Source organism: Pseudomonas sp. S60 (assembly GCF_016647865.1).
Classification (GTDB): Bacteria; Pseudomonadota; Gammaproteobacteria; order Pseudomonadales; family Pseudomonadaceae; genus Aquipseudomonas; species Aquipseudomonas parafulva.
Map to the genome: position 1 here is coordinate 14087 of NZ_JACVVH010000054.1, position 18335 is coordinate 32421.

At 57.6% G+C, this 18335-nt stretch carries 15 protein-coding genes and 2 pseudogenes; 7 read left to right on the forward strand and 10 right to left on the reverse strand.

The features are described 5' to 3' along the window. Positions 1–62: 62 nt before the first annotated feature. Positions 63–1424 (reverse strand): DEAD/DEAH box helicase, encoded by a 1362-nt coding sequence (locus tag IAE33_RS21225; RefSeq protein WP_028635460.1) that lies wholly within the window; start codon positions 1422–1424, stop codon positions 63–65. A 103-nt stretch (positions 1425–1527) separates the two neighbouring features. Between IAE33_RS21225 and IAE33_RS21230 the strand changes: the two genes are divergently transcribed. From IAE33_RS21230 to IAE33_RS21235, 3 genes and pseudogenes are all read left to right on the forward strand, one after another. Further along, positions 1528–2835 carry a mechanosensitive ion channel family protein gene (locus IAE33_RS21230; RefSeq protein ID WP_201164957.1) on the forward strand — a complete coding sequence of 436 codons (1308 nt, stop codon included), beginning with the start codon at positions 1528–1530 and terminating at the stop codon, positions 2833–2835. A gap of 126 nt (positions 2836–2961) precedes the next feature. Next, positions 2962–3219 (forward strand): transposase, encoded by a 258-nt coding sequence (locus tag IAE33_RS25030; protein ID WP_442967395.1) that lies wholly within the window; start codon positions 2962–2964, stop codon positions 3217–3219. 87 nt (positions 3220–3306) lie between these two features. Continuing rightward, a pseudogene (locus IAE33_RS21235) lies at positions 3307–4095 on the forward strand (IS3 family transposase); the annotation flags it as partial. A 43-nt stretch (positions 4096–4138) separates the two neighbouring features. Here the strand turns inward: IAE33_RS21235 and IAE33_RS21240 are convergent. Beyond that, positions 4139–5047: a LysR family transcriptional regulator gene (locus IAE33_RS21240; RefSeq protein WP_201164958.1), complete on the reverse strand. Its 909-nt coding sequence runs from the start codon at positions 5045–5047 to the stop codon at positions 4139–4141. Between the two features lie 89 nt (positions 5048–5136). Here IAE33_RS21240 and IAE33_RS21245 point away from each other — a divergent pair, with 89 nt between their 5' ends. After that, a complete protein-coding gene (locus IAE33_RS21245; protein ID WP_201164959.1) occupies positions 5137–6246 on the forward strand; it encodes an AbrB family transcriptional regulator in 1110 nt (369 codons plus the stop codon). An 11-nt stretch (positions 6247–6257) separates the two neighbouring features. On the opposite strand, the gene IAE33_RS21250 is transcribed toward IAE33_RS21245, so the two are convergent. The 4 genes from IAE33_RS21250 to IAE33_RS21265 form a co-directional block, all read right to left on the reverse strand. After that, positions 6258–7028, reverse strand: a complete 771-nt coding sequence (locus tag IAE33_RS21250) for an IclR family transcriptional regulator (protein ID WP_201164960.1) — start codon at positions 7026–7028, stop codon at positions 6258–6260. 129 nt (positions 7029–7157) lie between these two features. Beyond that, positions 7158–8477 (reverse strand): MFS transporter, encoded by a 1320-nt coding sequence (locus IAE33_RS21255; RefSeq protein ID WP_236404246.1) that lies wholly within the window; start codon positions 8475–8477, stop codon positions 7158–7160. A 179-nt stretch (positions 8478–8656) separates the two neighbouring features. Continuing rightward, a complete protein-coding gene (locus IAE33_RS21260) occupies positions 8657–9859 on the reverse strand; it encodes a CaiB/BaiF CoA transferase family protein (protein ID WP_201164961.1) in 1203 nt (400 codons plus the stop codon). Beyond that, the gene (locus tag IAE33_RS21265) at positions 9856–10797 is read right to left on the reverse strand and encodes a hydroxymethylglutaryl-CoA lyase (RefSeq protein WP_274905948.1); all 942 of its coding nucleotides are present in this window, start codon (positions 10795–10797) and stop codon (positions 9856–9858) included. The genes IAE33_RS21260 and IAE33_RS21265 overlap by 4 nt, the downstream gene beginning before the upstream one ends. Positions 10798–11189: 392 nt before the next feature. On the opposite strand from IAE33_RS21265, the gene IAE33_RS21270 reads away from it, so the two are divergent. The 3 genes and pseudogenes from IAE33_RS21270 to IAE33_RS25035 form a co-directional block, all read left to right on the forward strand. Then, positions 11190–12122 carry an SMP-30/gluconolactonase/LRE family protein gene (locus tag IAE33_RS21270; RefSeq protein WP_201164963.1) on the forward strand — a complete coding sequence of 311 codons (933 nt, stop codon included), beginning with the start codon at positions 11190–11192 and terminating at the stop codon, positions 12120–12122. Positions 12123–12228: 106 nt separating this feature from the next. Next, complete coding sequence (locus IAE33_RS21275) at positions 12229–13542, forward strand: CitMHS family transporter (protein WP_201164964.1); 1314 nt, start codon at positions 12229–12231, stop codon at positions 13540–13542. Next, a pseudogene (locus IAE33_RS25035) lies at positions 13505–13624 on the forward strand (mechanosensitive ion channel protein MscS); the annotation flags it as partial. The gene IAE33_RS21275 and the pseudogene IAE33_RS25035, both read left to right, overlap by 38 nt. A 152-nt stretch (positions 13625–13776) precedes the next feature. On the opposite strand, the gene IAE33_RS21280 reads toward IAE33_RS25035, so the two are convergent. From IAE33_RS21280 to arfB, 4 genes are all read right to left on the reverse strand, one after another. After that, positions 13777–14046, reverse strand: coding sequence for a DUF3077 domain-containing protein (locus IAE33_RS21280; protein ID WP_201164965.1), 270 nt, complete (start codon positions 14044–14046; stop codon positions 13777–13779). Between the two features lie 94 nt (positions 14047–14140). Further along, positions 14141–14383 (reverse strand): hypothetical protein, encoded by a 243-nt coding sequence (locus IAE33_RS21285; protein ID WP_201164966.1) that lies wholly within the window; start codon positions 14381–14383, stop codon positions 14141–14143. 342 nt (positions 14384–14725) lie between these two features. Beyond that, positions 14726–17338, reverse strand: a complete 2613-nt coding sequence (locus tag IAE33_RS21290; RefSeq protein ID WP_201164967.1) for a GAF domain-containing hybrid sensor histidine kinase/response regulator — start codon at positions 17336–17338, stop codon at positions 14726–14728. A 190-nt stretch (positions 17339–17528) separates the two neighbouring features. Then, positions 17529–17942: an alternative ribosome rescue aminoacyl-tRNA hydrolase ArfB gene (arfB, locus tag IAE33_RS21295; RefSeq protein ID WP_201164968.1), complete on the reverse strand. Its 414-nt coding sequence runs from the start codon at positions 17940–17942 to the stop codon at positions 17529–17531. Positions 17943–18335: the final 393 nt, after the last annotated feature.

Here is an 18335-nt window from a genome sequence, read left to right on the forward strand (position 1 = left end):
GTGGCGCATCGCGCCCGGGCACGGGTGACCTGGCCGGGTCACCCGTGAAACCCTAGGCGTGATTACTCGGCGGCGGGCTTGCGCTTTTTCAGCGGTGCCAGGCCGTCGGAACTGCTCAAAGGTGCATTGGCCTTGGGCTTGGCCGTAGGCTTGCGCTTGGCAGCAGCCTTTTTGTCACCGGTCTTTTTCTCGGTCTTTTTCTTCTTGCTGCCGACCGCCTTGCCCGATGCCTTGACCTTTTTCGGGCCGCTGTAAGTGCCCTTCACTTCCTTGATCACCCGGCGCTCGAACTGCTGCTTGAGGTAGCGTTCGATGCTGGACATCAGGTTCCAGTCGTTGTGGGTAATCAACGAAATGGCCAGCCCTTCGCCACCGGCCCGGCCGGTGCGGCCCACGCGGTGCACGTACTCGTCACCGCTGCGGGGCATGTCGAAGTTGATGACCAGGTCCAGGCCGTCGATGTCCAGGCCACGGGCGGCAACGTCAGTGGCGACCAGTACCTTGGAGCTGCCTTCCTTGAAACGCTGGATGGCCAGCTTGCGGTCTTTCTGGTCTTTCTCGCCGTGCAGCACGAACGCCTTCACGTCCTTGGCCACCAGGTGACCGTAGATGCGATCAGCCATGGCGCGGGTGTTGGTGAAGATGATTGCCTTGTCGAACGTTTCGTTGGCCAGCAGCCACTGCGCGATCTGCTCTTTATGCTGATCGTGATCGGCGGTAATGATTTGCTGGCGCGTGCCTTCGGCCAATTGCGAAACACTGTTCAGCATCAGGTGTTCCGGGTCTTTCAACACCTTGCCGATGATGTCGCGCAGCGCCGCACCGCCGGTGGTGGCGGAGAACAGCAGGGTTTGCTCGCGGTTTTCGCATTCCTTGCACAGGCGCTCCATGTCCTCGGCAAAACCCATGTCCAGCATGCGGTCGGCTTCGTCGAGAATCAGCACTTGCACATGGGACAGGTCGAGGTTGCCTGCATTGAGCTGCTCCAGCAGACGACCCGGGGTGCCGATCAGCACGTCCGGCACCTTGCGCAGCATCGCGGCCTGTTCCTTGAAGTCCTCACCACCGGTCACCAGGCCCGACTTGATGTAGGTGAACTGGGAGAACAGCTGCACCTGCTTGAGGGTTTGCTGGGCCAGTTCGCGGGTAGGCAGCAGGATCAGTGCCCGGATCTCCACCCGGCGCTCACGCAGGTCGACCAGGCGGTTGAGCAGCGGCAGCACGAATGCCGCCGTCTTGCCGCTGCCGGTCTGCGCCGTGACGCGCAGGTCACGCCCTTGCAACGCCAGGGGGATGGCCGCAGCCTGCACCGGGGTTGGCTCGACGAATTTAAGCTCGGCCACGGCTTTAAGCAGGCGTTCGTGCAGGGCGAATTGGGAGAACACGGAGGTAACCTCAGGCAAATGCGGGAAATTCAGCTGCATAGGGTACCGTTTTCTGCCGCTTTAGCCGAATTTCTTTTGGCAACTTCGCCAGCTTCCGCGCTCTAATAGGGCTTCGTTTGGCAACAAGACTGCAAGCAAGCCCATGGATATCCAACGATTCTGGCGTGACTCCCTCGACCTGTGGGGCACCCTCGACCAACACCCCATGCTGCACGCGGCCATCGGCCTGGCGGTACTGCTGGCGATTTCACTGATTGTCGGGCGCCTGGCGCGGTTTCTGGTGCTGCACGGCGCGCGCCTGCTGGCCCGCCAGCCAGCCCTGAAGTGGCTGGATGACCTGCGCCACAACAAGGTGTTCCACCGCCTGGCGCAGACCACGCCCTCGCTGGTGATTCAGTTCGGCCTGAAACTGGTCCCCGAGCTATCAAACACCGCCCAGCACTTCCTCGGCAACTTCGCCCTGGCCTTCACCCTGCTGTTCATGACCATGGCCCTGTCGTGCCTGCTGGATGCCCTGCTCGACATCTACGCCCGCACCGAACACGCCCGCACTCGTTCCATCAAGGGTTACGTACAGTTGGCCAAGATGATGCTGTGGATCTTCGCCGCCATCGTCATCGTCGCCACCCTGATCGACCGCTCGCCGCTGTTGCTGCTGTCCGGCCTGGGCGCGATGTCTGCGGTGCTGCTGTTGGTGTACAAGGACACCTTGCTGTCGTTCGTCGCCAGTGTGCAGCTGACCAGCAACGACATGTTGCATGTGGGTGACTGGATCGAAATGCCGCAAGTCGGTGCGGACGGTGACGTGGTGGACATCACCTTGCACACGGTGAAAGTGCAGAACTTCGACAAGACCATCGTTTCTATCCCCACCTGGCGGCTGATGAGCGAGTCGTTCCGCAACTACCGCGGCATGCAGCAGTCCGGCGGCCGACGCATCAAACGCAGCCTGTTCATCGACGCCGCCGGCGTACGCTTCCTTACCCCTGAAGAAGAACAGCGCCTGGGCCAGGTGCAATTGCTGGGCGAATACCTCACCGGCAAGCGTGAAGAGCTGCAAACCTGGAACGCAGCACTGGGCGAAGTGGCCGAGCTTGCCGCCAACCGCCGCAAGCTGACCAACATCGGCACCTTCCGCGCCTTCGCCCTGGCCTACCTGCGCAACCACCCCAACGTGCACCCGAACATGACCTGCATGGTGCGCCAGATGCAGACCACCGCCGAAGGTGTACCGCTGGAAATCTACTGCTTCACCACCACCACGGTGTGGGCCGAGTACGAGCGTATTCAGGGGGATATTTTCGACTATTTGCTGGCCGTGCTGCCGGAGTTCGGGTTGAGCCTGTATCAGCAGCCGAGTGGCAATGACATGCGCGTGGGGCTGGCTGGGCGGGCAGTGCAGGCTCCGGAACATGCGCCGCGCAGGCTGGAGCAGATGACTGAAGCGTGACGCGCTGGTCTGGCTTCTTCACTAAAAACAGGCTTGCAGCTAATTCCAGCCAGGCCTGGGCATGTAGTGGTCTACTAACCCCGGACACCTTTTTAGGCGAGAATGCTCGCCATACATAGGTGTTCGATGAGCAGACAACGACGTACCTTCACCCCGACTTTCAAGCGTGAGGCTGCCAGCCTGGTGCTTGACCAAGGCTACAGTTGTCCCGAGGCCGCCAGATCTCTCGATGTAGGTGAGAGCTTATTGCGCCGCTGGGTTACCCAGTTGCAGCTGGAGCGCGGGGCGTTACGCCCACTACCAAGGCGCTCACGCTGGAGCAGCAGACCATTCAGGAGCTTCAGGCCCGTATCAACCGGCTGGAGCTTGAGAAGAAAATATTAAAGGAGGCCACTGCGCTCTTGATGGCCGAGGAACACGGGCGCAGACGTTGAAGTCGATTCGGTAGTTGGCAAAGCACTACCCCGGTCTTGTTATTACGCCCACTTGGCCCGGCGGCGTCATATCGATGTCCGCCGAGTGAACCTACGCAGTCGTGTCAACGAGCTGTTCAACCAAAGTCGTGGCTCAGCGGGCAGTCGCAGTCTGGTTGCCATGCTACGGGATGAAGGCGTTAACGTCGGGCGTTTCAGAGTGAGAAGATTGATGAAGGAACAAGGACTGATCAGCAAACAGCCCGGTTCCCATGCGTACAAGAAGGCCACGGTCGAGCGCCCCGACATTCCCAATGTGCTTGATCGCAAGTTCACCGTGGCTGCGCCAAACAAGGTCTGGTGTGGCGACATCACGTATATCTGGGCAGAGGGTCGCTGGAGCTATCTGGCTGTGGTCTTGGACTTGTACAGCCGCAGAGTGGTGGGTTGGGCGATCTCCACCAAGCCTGATGCGCAACTGGTCGTCAAAGCGCTCGACAGGGCTTGCGAGATGCGTGGCAGACCACAAGGCGTGCTGTTTCACAGCGACCAAGGCAGCCAATATGGCAGCCGTGGTTTCCGCCAGCGGCTCTGGCGATATCGGATGATTCAGAGCATGAGCCGAAGGGGAAACTGTTACGACAACTCGCCCATGGAGCGGCTGTTTCGTAGCCTGAAAACGGAGTGGGTGCCGACAGTGGGTTACATGACGACAGCGTTGGCCGAGCAGGACATCGGCCGCTATCTCATGCAGCGGTACAACTGGATAAGGCCGCATCAGCACAACGGCTTCGTACCGCCGGCGGTTGCGAAAGAAAAACTCAATTCTGTGTCCGGGAATTGTTGACCACTACATACAGACTCTCATCGTCTTGAGTGTGTGCAATTTCTCAATCACCTCCCCCCTGCATGAATAAGCCACCTTTTTCTCGCAGAAGCTCAACCAATGCGGCAGCAGCAGAAGGCAGATAGCCTTCCGCTCTCACAGACACCGCAACAGTCCGCTTCATGGTTGTTTCGATCAGTGGAACCTCCCTGAGTCGAGACATTCCTTGGCCAAACTCAAGAGTCTCACGAGCAAGAAAACTCAGGAGTTGGGTACGAGCAATCAAGCGGGGCAAAAGTGAAATTGAATTGGTTTCGATTTGAACACTTGGCGGTGGAAGCTGCCGTGATATGAAGGCGTTGTCTATCCAGCGCCTAGCCGTAACGGTTGGCCCCGGCAGCACCCACTGATGACGACACAGCTCCTGCTGATCAAACGGCGTCGAGAAAATTGGATGGTCAGCGCTGGCGACGACCACCGCTTCATCCTGGAGCACTGGGTAGATCTTGAGTTCCGGATCGTTAGTGACAAGGGGGCAGATGATTGCATCCAGACGTCCAGCCCTGAGGGACTCCCTCAAGACATCATCCTGGCCAATGGATAGCTTGAGGGTCAGCTTCGGAGCCCTATTTAACAGCTCTTCCGCCAACTGTGGCAGCAAATACTCGGCCATGCTCGCCGCACATCCCAGTCGGATGTTGCCTACCAGGCCATTGGCATAATCCCGGACTTCTCGTTCGGTTTCCGCAATGTTGATTCGCAGCTGCTTGCCCCTGGCAAGCAATAGCTCACCTACATCGGTCAGCTTGATCCTTCTGCCGTCTCGCTGAAAAAGCCGGGCACCGAGAGACTCCTCCAAGCGTTGAATGCTTTTACTCAACGCCGGCTGTGATCGGTTGAGCTTCTCAGCAGCTCGTCCAAGATGCCCCGTTTCGGCGATGGTTTCGAAATACGCCAGGTCACGAAAGTCCATGATTCATGAATTTCAGTTATAGGTTTATCGAAAGTAGAAAATAGACTTGATCAGTTCAGGCGTCGATAATTTTTGCTGCCACCTGCGGAATGTCCCTACGTGGAGCTACTGCCTGGAGATACAGCTCGTTGCAATCCTCAAAATCCGCCAAAGCCCTGCGCTCCCTTACCCTCAAGTGGATCGCACTAGCAGGCATCGCCGGAGCGGTGGGGCAGGGTCTTCACGCGTTAGCAGTGCCAGCCGGATTGTTTTTAGGGCCGATGCTCGTCGCCATCACGTTCGGAGTGTGCGGGGCTCAGATGCGCTTGCATCGGCACATTTTCCGCTTCGGCCAAGGCTGCGTTGGTCTATTGGTAGCTCATTCCGTGACCTGGTCAGTTCTGATCTCGTTGGCTCACTCATGGCACATCATGCTTCTCGCTACATTGATCACAGTAGTCTTAAGCGCAGTGGTTGGGCTCGGAACCGTTCGGTACGGTGGCATTCCTGGCAGCACTGCGGCATGGGGAACAGCTCCTGGCGCAGCTTCTGCAATGGTTTCCATGGCCGAAGAATACGGTGCCGATTCACGAGTCGTGGCGACCATGCAGTACGTCAGGGTCGTCTGTGTCGTAATGATTGGCTCGCTGGTGAGTCATTTACTCGGGGCAGCAGGTATTTCTGTGGAAATAGCACCATCAAATGGCCCGGTTCATGGCACTGATTTCTTCAACGTCTTCCTAAGCCTGGCAGTAATTCTGTTCGGAGTTTCAGCAGGTACGAAGATGCCTGCTGGAGCCCTGTTGATGCCGCTCCTGATCGGAGGCGCCTTGCAACTGACGGGAGTGCTAGATATCACGATGCCGGCCTGGCTGCTTGCAATCGCCTACGGCGCCATTGGCTGCTATATCGGGCTGCGGTTCGACCGCGTGACGGTACGATACGTCTTCAAACACTTGCCAGCGATGATTCTGGGCGCAGTGATACTGATCATGCTCTGCGCGTGCTGCGCCTGGCTTTTAGCCTACGCGACAGGCACCGACTTTCTTTCCATGTACTTGGCGACCAGCCCAGGAGGGCTGGATGCCATGGCCATTATCGCGGTGGAGACACATGCCGATGTAGGTATGGTGTTAGCGATGCAGACGCTTCGGCTATTCGGTGTGATTCTGACCGGGGCTTTCTTCGCCAGGCAGATAATCCGCCTGACGCAGAACTGACCCTACCCAACTCATTTGCTCTCGTTTAGCTCCAGTGCCACGAGCAACTCTCGATTACTGCCCCCAAGCAAACTGGTCGCTTGGGCTGCACGTTTAAGCAGTAGCAATCGAGCCGATTGGAGCTGATCTTTGTTGAATCGCTCCGATGGGCCAGACAGCGTCAGAGCGCCTTTGAATTCGTTTCCCACACCAAATACAGGAGCCGAGATTGACGAAGTATCCGGGTCGCGCTCACCGAACGATGTCGCCCAAAACTGCTCTCGAACATCAGCTAGAGCACGATCTGCTGGCGGGCCAAAAGCCCTGAGGATCTTCCCCGAAGCCCCGGCATGCAAAGGAAATCGATCACCCTCATGAATGCTGAAGCGCACTGCACGTTTGGGTTCAACACGGAACAGCACTACCCGGATATCGTTCTCGATCACGTAGAAGGAAGAGGTCTCTCCGCTCTCCTCAGTGAGAGCCTCAAGCACCGGGTAGATCGTGTCTCGCAGCCGGAAAGAGGATTGGTAAATCTGGGCTAACCGCAATGGCTCATGGCCCACAGCATACTGCCCATCTGCCAGGCGCCTGATAAATCCAGCCCTCTCAAGAGAACTCATCAGCCGAAGGATCGTGCTTTTGTACAACCCCGTGCGACGAGCGATTTCAGCCAATGGCAGGGTGCTTCGATCAGGTTCGAAAGCTCCGAGAATAGCAAAGGCTCGATCAACTGCCGCCACCCCCCCGTCAGCATTGTTCTTGGAAGCCTCGGCTACCACAGGTTCATTTTTTTGCGACATCAGACTTCTTCTCGGCACAATCGTGAAAAAGCGGCCCCTGAAAGGGGCCGTTCAGATGGCTGATACCTTACCTGTGAGTACGGTTAGCAGCTAGTCCATTGTCCAGAACGCCGTTCTACTTGACCAGCGTCAAGCATCACGCATGAACAGTCGCAGGGACAATGCCATCACAGCGGCAAAGAACAGGATGCAACCCATAACCATCAGGCCCGCCGTGAAGGACTGGGTGTAGTCCTTCAGGAAGCCCATCAGATAAGGCCCTACAAACCCGCCGAATGCACCAATGGAGTTGATGAGAGCAATACCGCCAGCAGCAGCTTGGCCACTCAGGAACTTCGCCGGCAACGTGTAGAAGATCGTTTTCGCCGAGATCGTACCTACCAGGGCCAGGGTAATGCCTGCCAGCGCCGGAATCAGGGCGTTCATGTTCACTGCGAAAATCAATGCCAAACCGGCCAAGACAAGCGCAACGATCAGGTTAAGTATGCCTCGTCCAGTACGGTCTACATATTTGGCCCAGAACAGCAGACCAATGGTGGAGAAGAAATAAGGTACTGCAGCGACCCATCCAATTAGGCTGATTTCAACGCCCTGCGCTTTCAGCATCTGAGGCAGCCAGATACCGATACCGTAAGTGCCAATAGTGAAGCTGAAGGTGATGGAGCTGAGAATCCAGACTCGTGGATCTTTGAGCGCTGCAGCGAAGCCGTGGCTTTTTTGGGTGCTCGACTTTTCCTTGTCCAACATGCCGGTAAGAGCGTCTTTCTCTTCTTGGGTGAGCCACTTGGCCTCGCTAGGACGATTGGCAAGCACCTTCAGGGTAATGAGTCCCAGGACGCAAGCTGGCAAGCCTTCAATGATGAACATCCACTGCCAACCTGCGAGCCCCCAAGCACCATGCATTTGCAACAGGTAGATAGAAAGCGGGCCACCAACAAGGAATGAGATCGGCGTTGCAACCGTGAACCAAGCCAGCACCCGAGTACGGTATTGGACAGGGAACCACAGCGTGAGGAAGAAAATTACGCCTGGGAAGAAGCCAGCCTCGGCAACCCCCAGAAGGAAGCGAACAACATAGAAACTATAGGGGCCGATTACCAATGCTGTGGCTGCTGCTGCTAGCCCCCACGTGATCATGATACGGGCCATCCAGAGCCGAGCGCCGTAGCGATACATGGCCAAGTTGCTCGGAACTTCGCAAAGACAGTAGCCTACGAACATGATCCCCGCGCCCAGGCCAAACTGAGCGGCAGTAAGCCCCAACTGATCAGTCATCTGCAGGGCTGCGTAACCGACACTGGTGCGATCCAAGTAGTTGAAGAAGTAGGCCAGCGCAAGCAACGGAATTAGCCGCCAGGCCGCTTTCTTCATCGCACGCTGCTGCAGTGGGGTTGTGGCATCAGGTTGCGGCATAGACAAGTGGGTATCCGGGGTCGTGACATTAGCCATGACTGTATCCTCGGTTTTGTTGTTATGAATACCGTGGCTGGATGGGCCATCGGTGAGCGCAGGCCCTCCGGTACGTCCCGTACCTGTAGCGCTGCTGATTTCGCCCGAAAGTCATTTCGAACTGGATGTAGGGACATCTTCGAAAGCGAGCCTCTCAGAGAGACTCGCCACACTTGTAATCAGGCAGATCTGACCGTGCCACTGGCCTCAAGCTGGGCAATCTCGTCATTGCCATACCCGAGTTCAGCTAGGAGCTCTTTCGAGTGACTGCCAAGATCAGGGACGTTTAGCCGGGTGCCGAAACGCTGGCCATCCATTTCAAATGGCAGCTTCGGAACCTTGACCTGCTCACCACTAGGAAGCGTCAACTCGGCCATGCCACCAGACTTATTAAGGTGCTCGTCCTCAAACATATCTTCAGGGCGTTGGATAGGCGAGAACGGCAGCCCGGCTTTCTCACAGAGATCCATCACAGTCTGCTTATCCATCCCAGACAAACGCTCCCGCACCATAGGGATGATTCGGTCGCGAGCCTGAACACGTTGATTGTTCCGACTCAACTCGGCGTCATCACCAAGCTCGGGGAAGTCAAATGCCTCGCAAAACGATACCCACTGTGAGTCGCTGACGACTCCCATAAAGACCTGCTCACCTTCCTGAGCAGTCTCGAACACGTCGTAGATGGCCCACGCCGAAATTCGGCTAGGCATCGGCGCCGCCGCTTTGCCAGTGACGACCTTTTGCATCATGTGCTGAGCGACCAAGAAGGCTGAGTTCTCAAAGAGACCGGTCTGCACAAATTGGCCCCGCCCAGTCTCTTTGCGTTGCAACAGAGCAGCGAGAATAGATACGGTGCTGAACATCCCACCCATCACGTCGTTGACAGAAGCTCCAGCGCGCAGCGGACGTCCGACAGGCCCCGTCATGTAGGCCAACCCCGTCATCATCTGCACCACCTCATCCAGCGCTGTGCGCTTCTCATAGGGGCCTGGCAGGAAACCCTTCATCGAGCTGTAGATGATGTCGGGTTTAATGGCTTTCACCTGGTCATAGCCCAAGCCCAACTTTTCCATCGCGCCTGGGCGGAAGTTCTCGGTGACGACATCTGCGGTTGCGAGCAGCTTCTTCACTGCCGCCATACCCTCTTTGGATTTGATGTCAACCGCAAAGCTCTTTTTGTTGCGGTTGTAGGTCATCCAGTAACCAGCACCGGAGCCCATCAGTCGGCGAGTGTTATCCCCTTCTGGCACCGGCTCCACCTTGATGACTTCAGCGCCAAGATCAGCGAGAAGAAGACCAGAGGTCGGGCCCATCACCATATGGACAAACTCGACGACTCGGATACCAGCCAGTGGCAGAGACTTTTCTTCGTGCTGGCTCATACGGCCTCCTTCGCATAGGTGAAATTCTTACCAACGCCGGCATCAGGGATGAAGCCATATACAGGCTCTCCAGGAAGCCCACGGAGAAGCACTTCACGAGCGGCAACCAAACGATCAATGTCGACGCCGGTCTTCAGCCCCATGGACTCCAGGAGATACACCAGGTCTTCTGTAACGATGTTGCCCGATGCACCTGGGGCGTATGGGCAGCCGCCCAGACCACCTTGAGAACCATCGAACGTCTTCACACCCGCTTCTAGCGCAGCGACTACGTTGGCCAGGCCTTGGCCACGGGTGTTATGGAAGTGAGCACTTCCAGCGAGAGCGCCGAGTTCCTGGAACAGTCGAGTGAAGAGTCGACGTACCTGGGTTGGATTGGCGTAACCAACGGTGTCGGACAGACCGACCTCATCGACCCCCAGCTCCGCCATTTTCAGGGCAATGGCAATTGTTTCGTCATCAGTCACGACACCTTGGAGCGTGCAACCGAACGCCGTCGACAAGCCCGCCTCGATCTGCACATGCGGGAATCGCTCATTGCGCAGAGCTACGACTGCTTGAACTTCATCGAAGACCTGAGCATGTGTCTTACGGATGTTCGAGATGGAGTGCTGCTCGCTCACGGAGATGGGCAGAGTGATCTTATGGATGCCAGCGTTGAAAGCTGCTTCCGCGCCCTTCAAGTTCGGCACTAGCGCAGTGACGAAAAGATTCGGCAGGGTCAGGGCATGGGCAACGACTTGTGCAGTATCGGCCATCTGCGGAAGCAGCTTCGGGGATACAAACGAGCCTACTTCGATTTCTTTCAAGCCAGCGTTTGCCAGAGCCGAAATCCACTCCAGTTTCAGCTCAGTGGGCATGGTGGCCTTGACGCTCTGCAAGCCATCCCTAGGCCCGACCTCGCTGACGAGGATGTCGATTTCTGTCGGTTCTTTCACGGAGGTTCTCCTGTTGCTGGGGAGAGCCTGCCCGAACATTCATGCATTGCAGCTGCAGGGTGAAGCGCTGTTTTTTATGATTGTTCTGTCAGGCAGAATTACGTTCTGTTTTAGTATCTACCCACAATTTCATACCTGTCAACGGCACAGTCGATGAACGGATCACGCTCCCGAGCGGTACGAGTACGGTGAAGGAGTTAGCGACTGATGAGACTTGACAGAGCGGAAAATAGCTTGGAAAGTGTTCTACCAAGAGCAATGACGTTCTATCTAGCAGAACAAAAAGCTCGAAACAACAAGATATCCCAGGCAACGTACACTGATGCAACTGGCACAGACCTCTGCCGTTTGAGCCTCAGCGTCGCATGCCTGTTTTCACATGGAGATTTGCCATGAGCCTGTACGCCCCTCCCGAGGAACGCCCAACAGAAGTATTCAGCAGACTGCCGAAAGAGTTTTGGCGTGATGGTGATTCCGACTGGGTCAGAGCTAACAAGCCAGGCCAGCAAGTCGCGAGCTTCTTGGAAGGGCCCTCCTTCGACCAGGCAGGCAATCTCTATGTCACTGATATCCCTTATGGCCGAATCTTCCGGATTTCCCCACAAGGTGACTGGGAGCTGGTTGTTGAATACGACGGCTGGCCTAACGGCTTGAAAATCCATCGTGACGGACGGATCTTCATTGCCGACTACAAGAACGGGATCCTCGTTCTCGATCCGATCAGCAAACGCATCGAGCCATTCCTGACGCATCGCCGGAGTGAAAGCTTCAAGGGTGTAAATGATCTGTTCTTTGACGGGCAAGGGCACCTCTTCTTCACCGATCAAGGTCAGACGGGCATGCACGATCCAACGGGTCGAGTTTTCCGCTACGACCTGGAGCAACAACGCCTGGATTGTCTGCTGGATAACGGCCCTAGCCCTAATGGCCTGGTGATGGATCTTCAAGAGAAAGCGTTATTGGTTGCGATGACTCGCGGGAACGCAGTCTGGCGTCTTCCGCTACAACCCGACGGCACTACTACCAAGGTGGGTATCTTCACGGCCATGGCAGGGGGCGTGAGTGGCGCTGACGGTATGGCGCTCGATGAGTCAGGCAATCTGTATGTCTGCGATGCGGGCAATGGTTGCGTGTGGGCATTCGACTCGCACGCCATGCCCCTCTATCGATTCAAGTCATGTACCGAGGGTCGCACTCTCACCAACCTCGCCTTTGGTGGGGAAGGTAATCGCAGCCTGTTCATCACTGACTCATCAACAGGGCACATCTTGAGGGCTGATCCTGGCCACTCAGGAAAGCGGATGTTCTCGCACGCTTCATCTTAAGGATTAGTGCTGTAGCCCTGTGCAAATGGCGCACGGACTTTGCTCGCCCCCCAAAAGAGCCCGGCGAGCCTTTCGACTCATACAAAACAGATAATAAGAGGGCAACATGCTCACACTCTTGAGCTACACAATGATCGTTTGCTTCATGTACCTCGTCATGAGCAAACGACTGTCACCACTGGTTGCCCTCATCCTGGTGCCAGTTGCATTCGCCAGCCTGGGTGGGTTTGCAACCCAGCTTGGGCCAATGATGTTCGATGGCGTGAAGATGCTGGCCCCAACCGGGATCATGCTGACCTTCGCGATCCTCTACTTCTGCATGATGACCGATGCGGGCCTGTTCAACCCCCTGATCAAGCTGATCCTCAAGTGTGTGAAAGGCGATCCCCTGAAGATTGTCATCGGCACTGCTGTGCTCGGAATCTGCGTGGGCCTGGATGGCGATGGTGCCACAACTTATATCATCACCACCGCAGCACTTCTTCCGCTGTATCGACGCACAGGGATGAGCCTTCAGGTTCTGGCCACCGTTCTGTTGCTGACCAACGGCGTGATGAACATCCTCCCTTGGGCGGGGCCCTTCTCGCGTGCGGCAAGCGCCATGCACGTAGACATCACTGAACTGTTCATCGAGATGCTGCCGCTCATGATCGCTGGAGCGGGCTGGGTGATTTTCGCGGCCTTCTATCTCGGTGGCCGGGAACGCCGTCGTCTGGGTGTCGTACAACTCGATCATGATGAGGTCATGAGCCACTTCACCGAGTTCAAACTGACCGACTGGCGCTTCCTCTTCAACGCTGTACTCACCATCACGCTGATCACCATGATGATGCTCAGCCTCATGCCCCTCCCGATCCTCTTTATGCTCGCCTTCGGCCTGGGCGTCTTGGTGAATTTCCCGAGAGTCAAAGACCAAAAGGAAGTCATCGGAAAATACGCCGACAACGTCATGGCGGTAACCCTGCTGATCTTCGCCGCTGGCATCTTCGTCGGAATCATGTCCGGCACAGGGATGATCAAGGCGATCTCGGAAAGCCTGATCCATGTGATCCCTGAATCCGCTGGCCATTTCATGTCAGTCATCACGGCCTTCCTCAGCATGCCTTTCACCTACGTACTGACGAACGACGCTTTCTACTTCGGGATTCTCCCCATCCTGGCCGAGACTGCTAGCCATTACGGCATCGGCGCTAAAGAAATGGCCATCGCCGGTTTGATCGGGCAGCCAGTACATCTGCTCAGTCCACTGGTTGCCTCAACCTACCTGCTCTGTGGACTGCTCGACCTGGACTACGGTGACAACCAGCGAGCGTCCATCGGCTGGAGCATCGGTACGTGCCTCGTGATGTTCGTAGCGGCTATCGCGATTGGCACCATCGACGTTTGGGTTGAGCCTGTATCAGCAGCCGAGTGGCAATGACATGCGCGTGGGGCTGGCTGGGCGGGCAGTGCAGGCTCCGGAACATGCGCCGCGCAGGCTGGAACAGATGACTGAGGCGTGACGCGCTGGCCTCGCTGCCTCCATATAAACAAGCCCGCAGCTAATGCCGGCCAGTTAGACCCCAGGGCTGCTTTGCAGCCCATCGCCGGCTAGCCAGCTCCTACCGGATTGCGCCAGCCTCAGGAAAGTCATAACTCCTGTGGGACCCCTCCTTCAGCTGCCTTTCATCATACCCAGCTCAGCGTCATCAAGTAGTGCTTTGGCCAGCGCGCAGAGGTAGTGCGAGGCCCAGATGAGCTGGGGCTTGTCTTCCATCAGCCCATCGATGGTCAGGTCGCGGGCGTAACCCATCAGTTCCGAGGCTTGCTCGCGGGCGCTCTGGCAAGGGATGCCAGGTTCAATGCGAAACAGTGCATGAGTCTGGTTTTCACCTTGATAGAACGTGGTTTTGCCCACAGTGAAGTTAATGTCTTCGATAGCCACAAAATCATCTCCCTCAAGTTGCAGGTGCCTGGGCCGCGCCGATCACCGGCAAGCTAGCCACTCGAAGGATCAGCCCAGGCAGATAATGACGCCGTTAGTGCATCGCCTGCAGATCTGTTGGTTTCTGAACATGAGCCAGCGCAACATCGAGCAACCTGCGAAGGGCCTCCAGTTCGTGCATCGACGACATCATCAGCAAAGAGACGGGTGATTTCGGCAACATCGATACTGCCTGCTGAGCCACGGCCTCTGCACATAGCGCATGGTCCGTAGCCATCAACATTGTGTCTTCAAGAGAGTGGAAGTTGCAGGGCGGATCAGGGACGATTTTCAGCATGGTGTAACCCTCAATTTGCGTTTGGGGACCACCGCCATTCGCTGTCAAACAAAGGGTGGCAGCTGTGCACGGGTTGACAGACCGGTCAAATTGAGAAACCCGGCGCACCCGAGGGTGCCCCATGCACAGCCGCCATTGAAGGCAAACCATGGATTGTAATTTGAGTCGGCCTGTCAAAGCCGGTCGCTGGATAACAACGACCGGCTGAGACTAGTAGCCAACTCGGAGCACTACAATGGCCGAGAGTATCTTTGGGAAATGGACTACAAGATAGCGGAATAGTCTGATTTCTGAGGGAGCCTACTTGCCGACGATGGGCCGCAAAGCGCCGCCAGCAACTGATCACGAGGCCGCTGGCGCACGCTCCCGGCAATCCACAGAAAGAGCGGCAAGGCTTGCTGCAAGTTCGCTTTTGCGAAAGGGTTTGCTGAGCCGCGGCAGCTCCGGGTCAAGGCCTTCCCGTTCGGCATAGCCGGAGACCAGCAAGATCGCGGTTCCAGGCTGTGAAGCACGAACCACCCGGGCCAGGTCTGTGCCGTTGATGCCCGGCATGAGGTGGTCGGTGATCAACAGATCGAATACCTGCCCGCTGGCCATCAGTTGCATGGCCTCTTCACCTGACCCAGCCTCGATCACGCGGTAACCCAGCTCGGCCAGCATGTACGAAGTGCTCGCCCTGACCAGTTCTTCATCGTCCACCAGCAGTGCTATGCCGTGCGTTGACGCCGGCTTTGGCACCTCGACATTGCGCAATGCCGGTGACGGCACGGTCATGCAGCGCGGCAACCACAGTTCCACATTCGTACCGGCATCCGGCGAACTCTGAATGGTGAGGGCACCATTCAACTGCAATGCCAGGCCATGCACCATCGAAAGGCCCAGGCCAGTCCCTTTACCCACACCCTTGGTGGAAAAGAACGGTTCTACAGCCCGACCAAGCGTGGCTGCATCCATGCCAGTCCCCGTATCTGCGACAGTCAAATAGAGATATTCACCTGTCGGCAGCTTGGAACGATGCCCGTCGCCAACCAGCGCCGTGCAGGCAGAAATCCGCAGGATGCCGCCGCCAACCATGGCGTCACGGGCATTCACGGACAGATTCAGAAGCGCCATCTCCAGCTGGTTCTGGTCGGCGATAGCGGCAGGCAGGTTCGCTGGAGCATCGACGATTACCTTTATTTTTGGCCCGGTCGTGCTGGCCACCAGGTCGCCCATGTCGGTGAGCAGCTTCGCCACGTCGACCGGTGCTGTCTGCAACGGCTGCCGGCGCGCGAAGGCAAGCAGCCTTTGGACCAGTGTCTTGGCACGCTCGGCCGATTGCATGGCGCCCGAGATAAGACGTTGCTCCCGATCGCCTCCAACGCCGCGCCGCTGGAGCAGATCAAGCGTGCCGACGATGGGTGTGAGCAAGTTGTTGAAGTCATGGGCGACACCGCCGGTGAGCTGCCCCATCGCTTCCATCTTCTGGCTCTGGCGCAGCGTGTTCTGAACCTCCTCCCGCTCCGCAACCGCCTGGATAATTCGCCCCTCCAGCGTGTCGTTCAACTCTCGCAGTTTCTCTTCGGCAGCTTTGCGCGCAGTGATTTCAACCGCCGTACCGGTGATACGCACACAGACACCGGTCGCATCGAACACCCCGCGCCCCTTTGCGGCGATCCAGCGAATGATGCCGTCCTCACGGCCAATCGTCCGGTAGTCTACCTCGTAGAGCGCGCGACGTCCTGGATCAGCCGCAGCCAGGAAGGCATCAATGGTCGCGTCACGGTCCTCGGGGTGCAAACCATCGTAGAAGTCTTGCAGCGTGACCGAGACGTTAGCCGAGATACCGAACATCGCTTTGGTTTGTGAAGGCCAAACCAGGGTGTCGTGGACCAGGTCCACGTCCCAGAACCCCACATCGGCATGATCCACGGCAAGGCGCAACCTCGCCTCGCTGATGCGAATCGCGGAATCCGTTCGTGCTCGATGCACGATCAGCCCGACCGTATGGGCCACGAACTCGATGATCTCGATATCTGCCGACACGGGCTCACGCAGTTCACGGTGATAAAGGACGAAAGCACCCAGTAGCCCCCCCTGCGCTGAACGGATGGGGATTGACCAACAAACGAACAGCCCATACCCGACCGCCAGTTCGCTGTACTCGTCCCAGCCTGGGTTGCTCGTACGGTCGGCCGCTGCTGCCAAGGCGTTCTGGCTGGACAACGAACGGGCGATGGCAGCGGCTTTGGCTGCGTCAATGTAAGCGCTAGGCAAACTCGGGCCGGCGCAATGTTCAAGGTAGTCGCTGTCGTCCCTGACAAGCACGATGCCGCCCAAGAACCCAGACGTTGACAGCGCTTCCACCTCACGGACGATTGCATCCAGCGTGACCTCCAGGGTCGTTGGTTCTACAGCAAGCGCCAGGATCCGGTTCTTGGCGGCCCCCACTGCTGCCTCGCGATTGCGGGCCTGGGTCAAGCGCGCGTTCTCGATCGCGATCGTTGCCAGGCGCGCCAGGCTTTCCAGTAGTTTGATCGTATCGGGATCATGATCACGAACGTCCGACCAGTAGGCGCCCAGCGCCGAGATTGGAACCGGTCTACCGATGGGTACCATCACCAAGCTGCGGACAAAGGTTGGCGCGTAGGCGCCTTTGGGGATACGCGGGTCCACCGAAACGTCCCGAATCGCAACGGTTTCACCGTGGCGCATTGCCCAACCAGAAATACACTCGTCGGCCACGAAGCTTTGGCCCTGCCAGAGCGAAGAGACTGCGTCTTCGGCTACATAGGAACAGCGGCCTTCATTTTCGAGAATAACCGCAATACCCTGCGCGCCTACCGCAGCGCGCACTGTATCCCTCAATACAGCGACCACCTGGTCCACCGAAACGGCACAGGTCAGCCGCTCACTGGCCTCAAGCACATGGGACAGGCGGTCGCCGCCGATCAGGTCGCTGGGAACACAAAGCAAAAGGGATCTCCCAACGGCCTCGCAATGCTGTAGCGCGGCATGGTTCAGATTGAATGGGGAAAACAGAGACGCAAGCGCGACGTGCTTTGCGCGATTGGAGGATTCAAGTCTCCCAGAAAATCGCTTATCAAGCATCATCCCGGCCAGGGTTTACGACGAGCTATTATCAACGCTCGAACAAGATAAAGCCCTAGAACTCCACCTTGCCTCGCCCCGCCTTCACCGTACTTCGCTTGGCCTTGCCTTCCAGCCGCCGCGTCTTCGACCCCAGCGTCGGCTTGGTAGGGCGGCGTTTTTTCTCCACCTTCCCGGCACCCATGATCAGCTGTACAAGCCGCGCCAGCGCATCAGCGCGGTTCTGCTCCTGGGTGCGGTACTGCTGGGCCTTGATGATCAACACCCCGTCGCTGGTAATCCGGCTATCGCGCAGCGCCAGCAGCCGCTCCTTGTAGAACTCGGGCAGCGACGACGCCTTGATGTCGAAACGCAGGTGCACGGCGCTGGACACCTTGTTGACGTTCTGCCCCCCCGCGCCCTGGGCGCGAATGTAGGTCAGTTCGATATCGGCATCGGGCAGGTGCACGTTGTTGGAGATGGTCAGCATGGCAGGGCCTTCGTGGTTGCGGGCATTATCACACCGTTCAAGGGGCTGAGTCGCCATTGGGTGTTCAGTCAGGGGCGCGGGGGACTAGTGGGGAGCCATAGCTCATTGCCATAACTAATCCTCGCGTCATGCCATGGCACCCTCTATCATCGCGCCCTTATGCCCGCTGGGCGGGCCGGTGGCAGGTGTGGAGACGCTCGGTCTCGCAGGCGAAACCTTTATCAATGCGGGCACCTGTGTGCGCTCACACCCGTCTCCCACAAAACGGTCGGTGTGAGGGCCGACGCGGTTTGCGTAATGGCAGCCATGGGCAGGACGTGATTTTTGTGATGGCGCGCAGAGCGAGCGCCGCCCGCGCGGCGCATCGCGAGCTTTGCTCGCTCCTACGTTTGT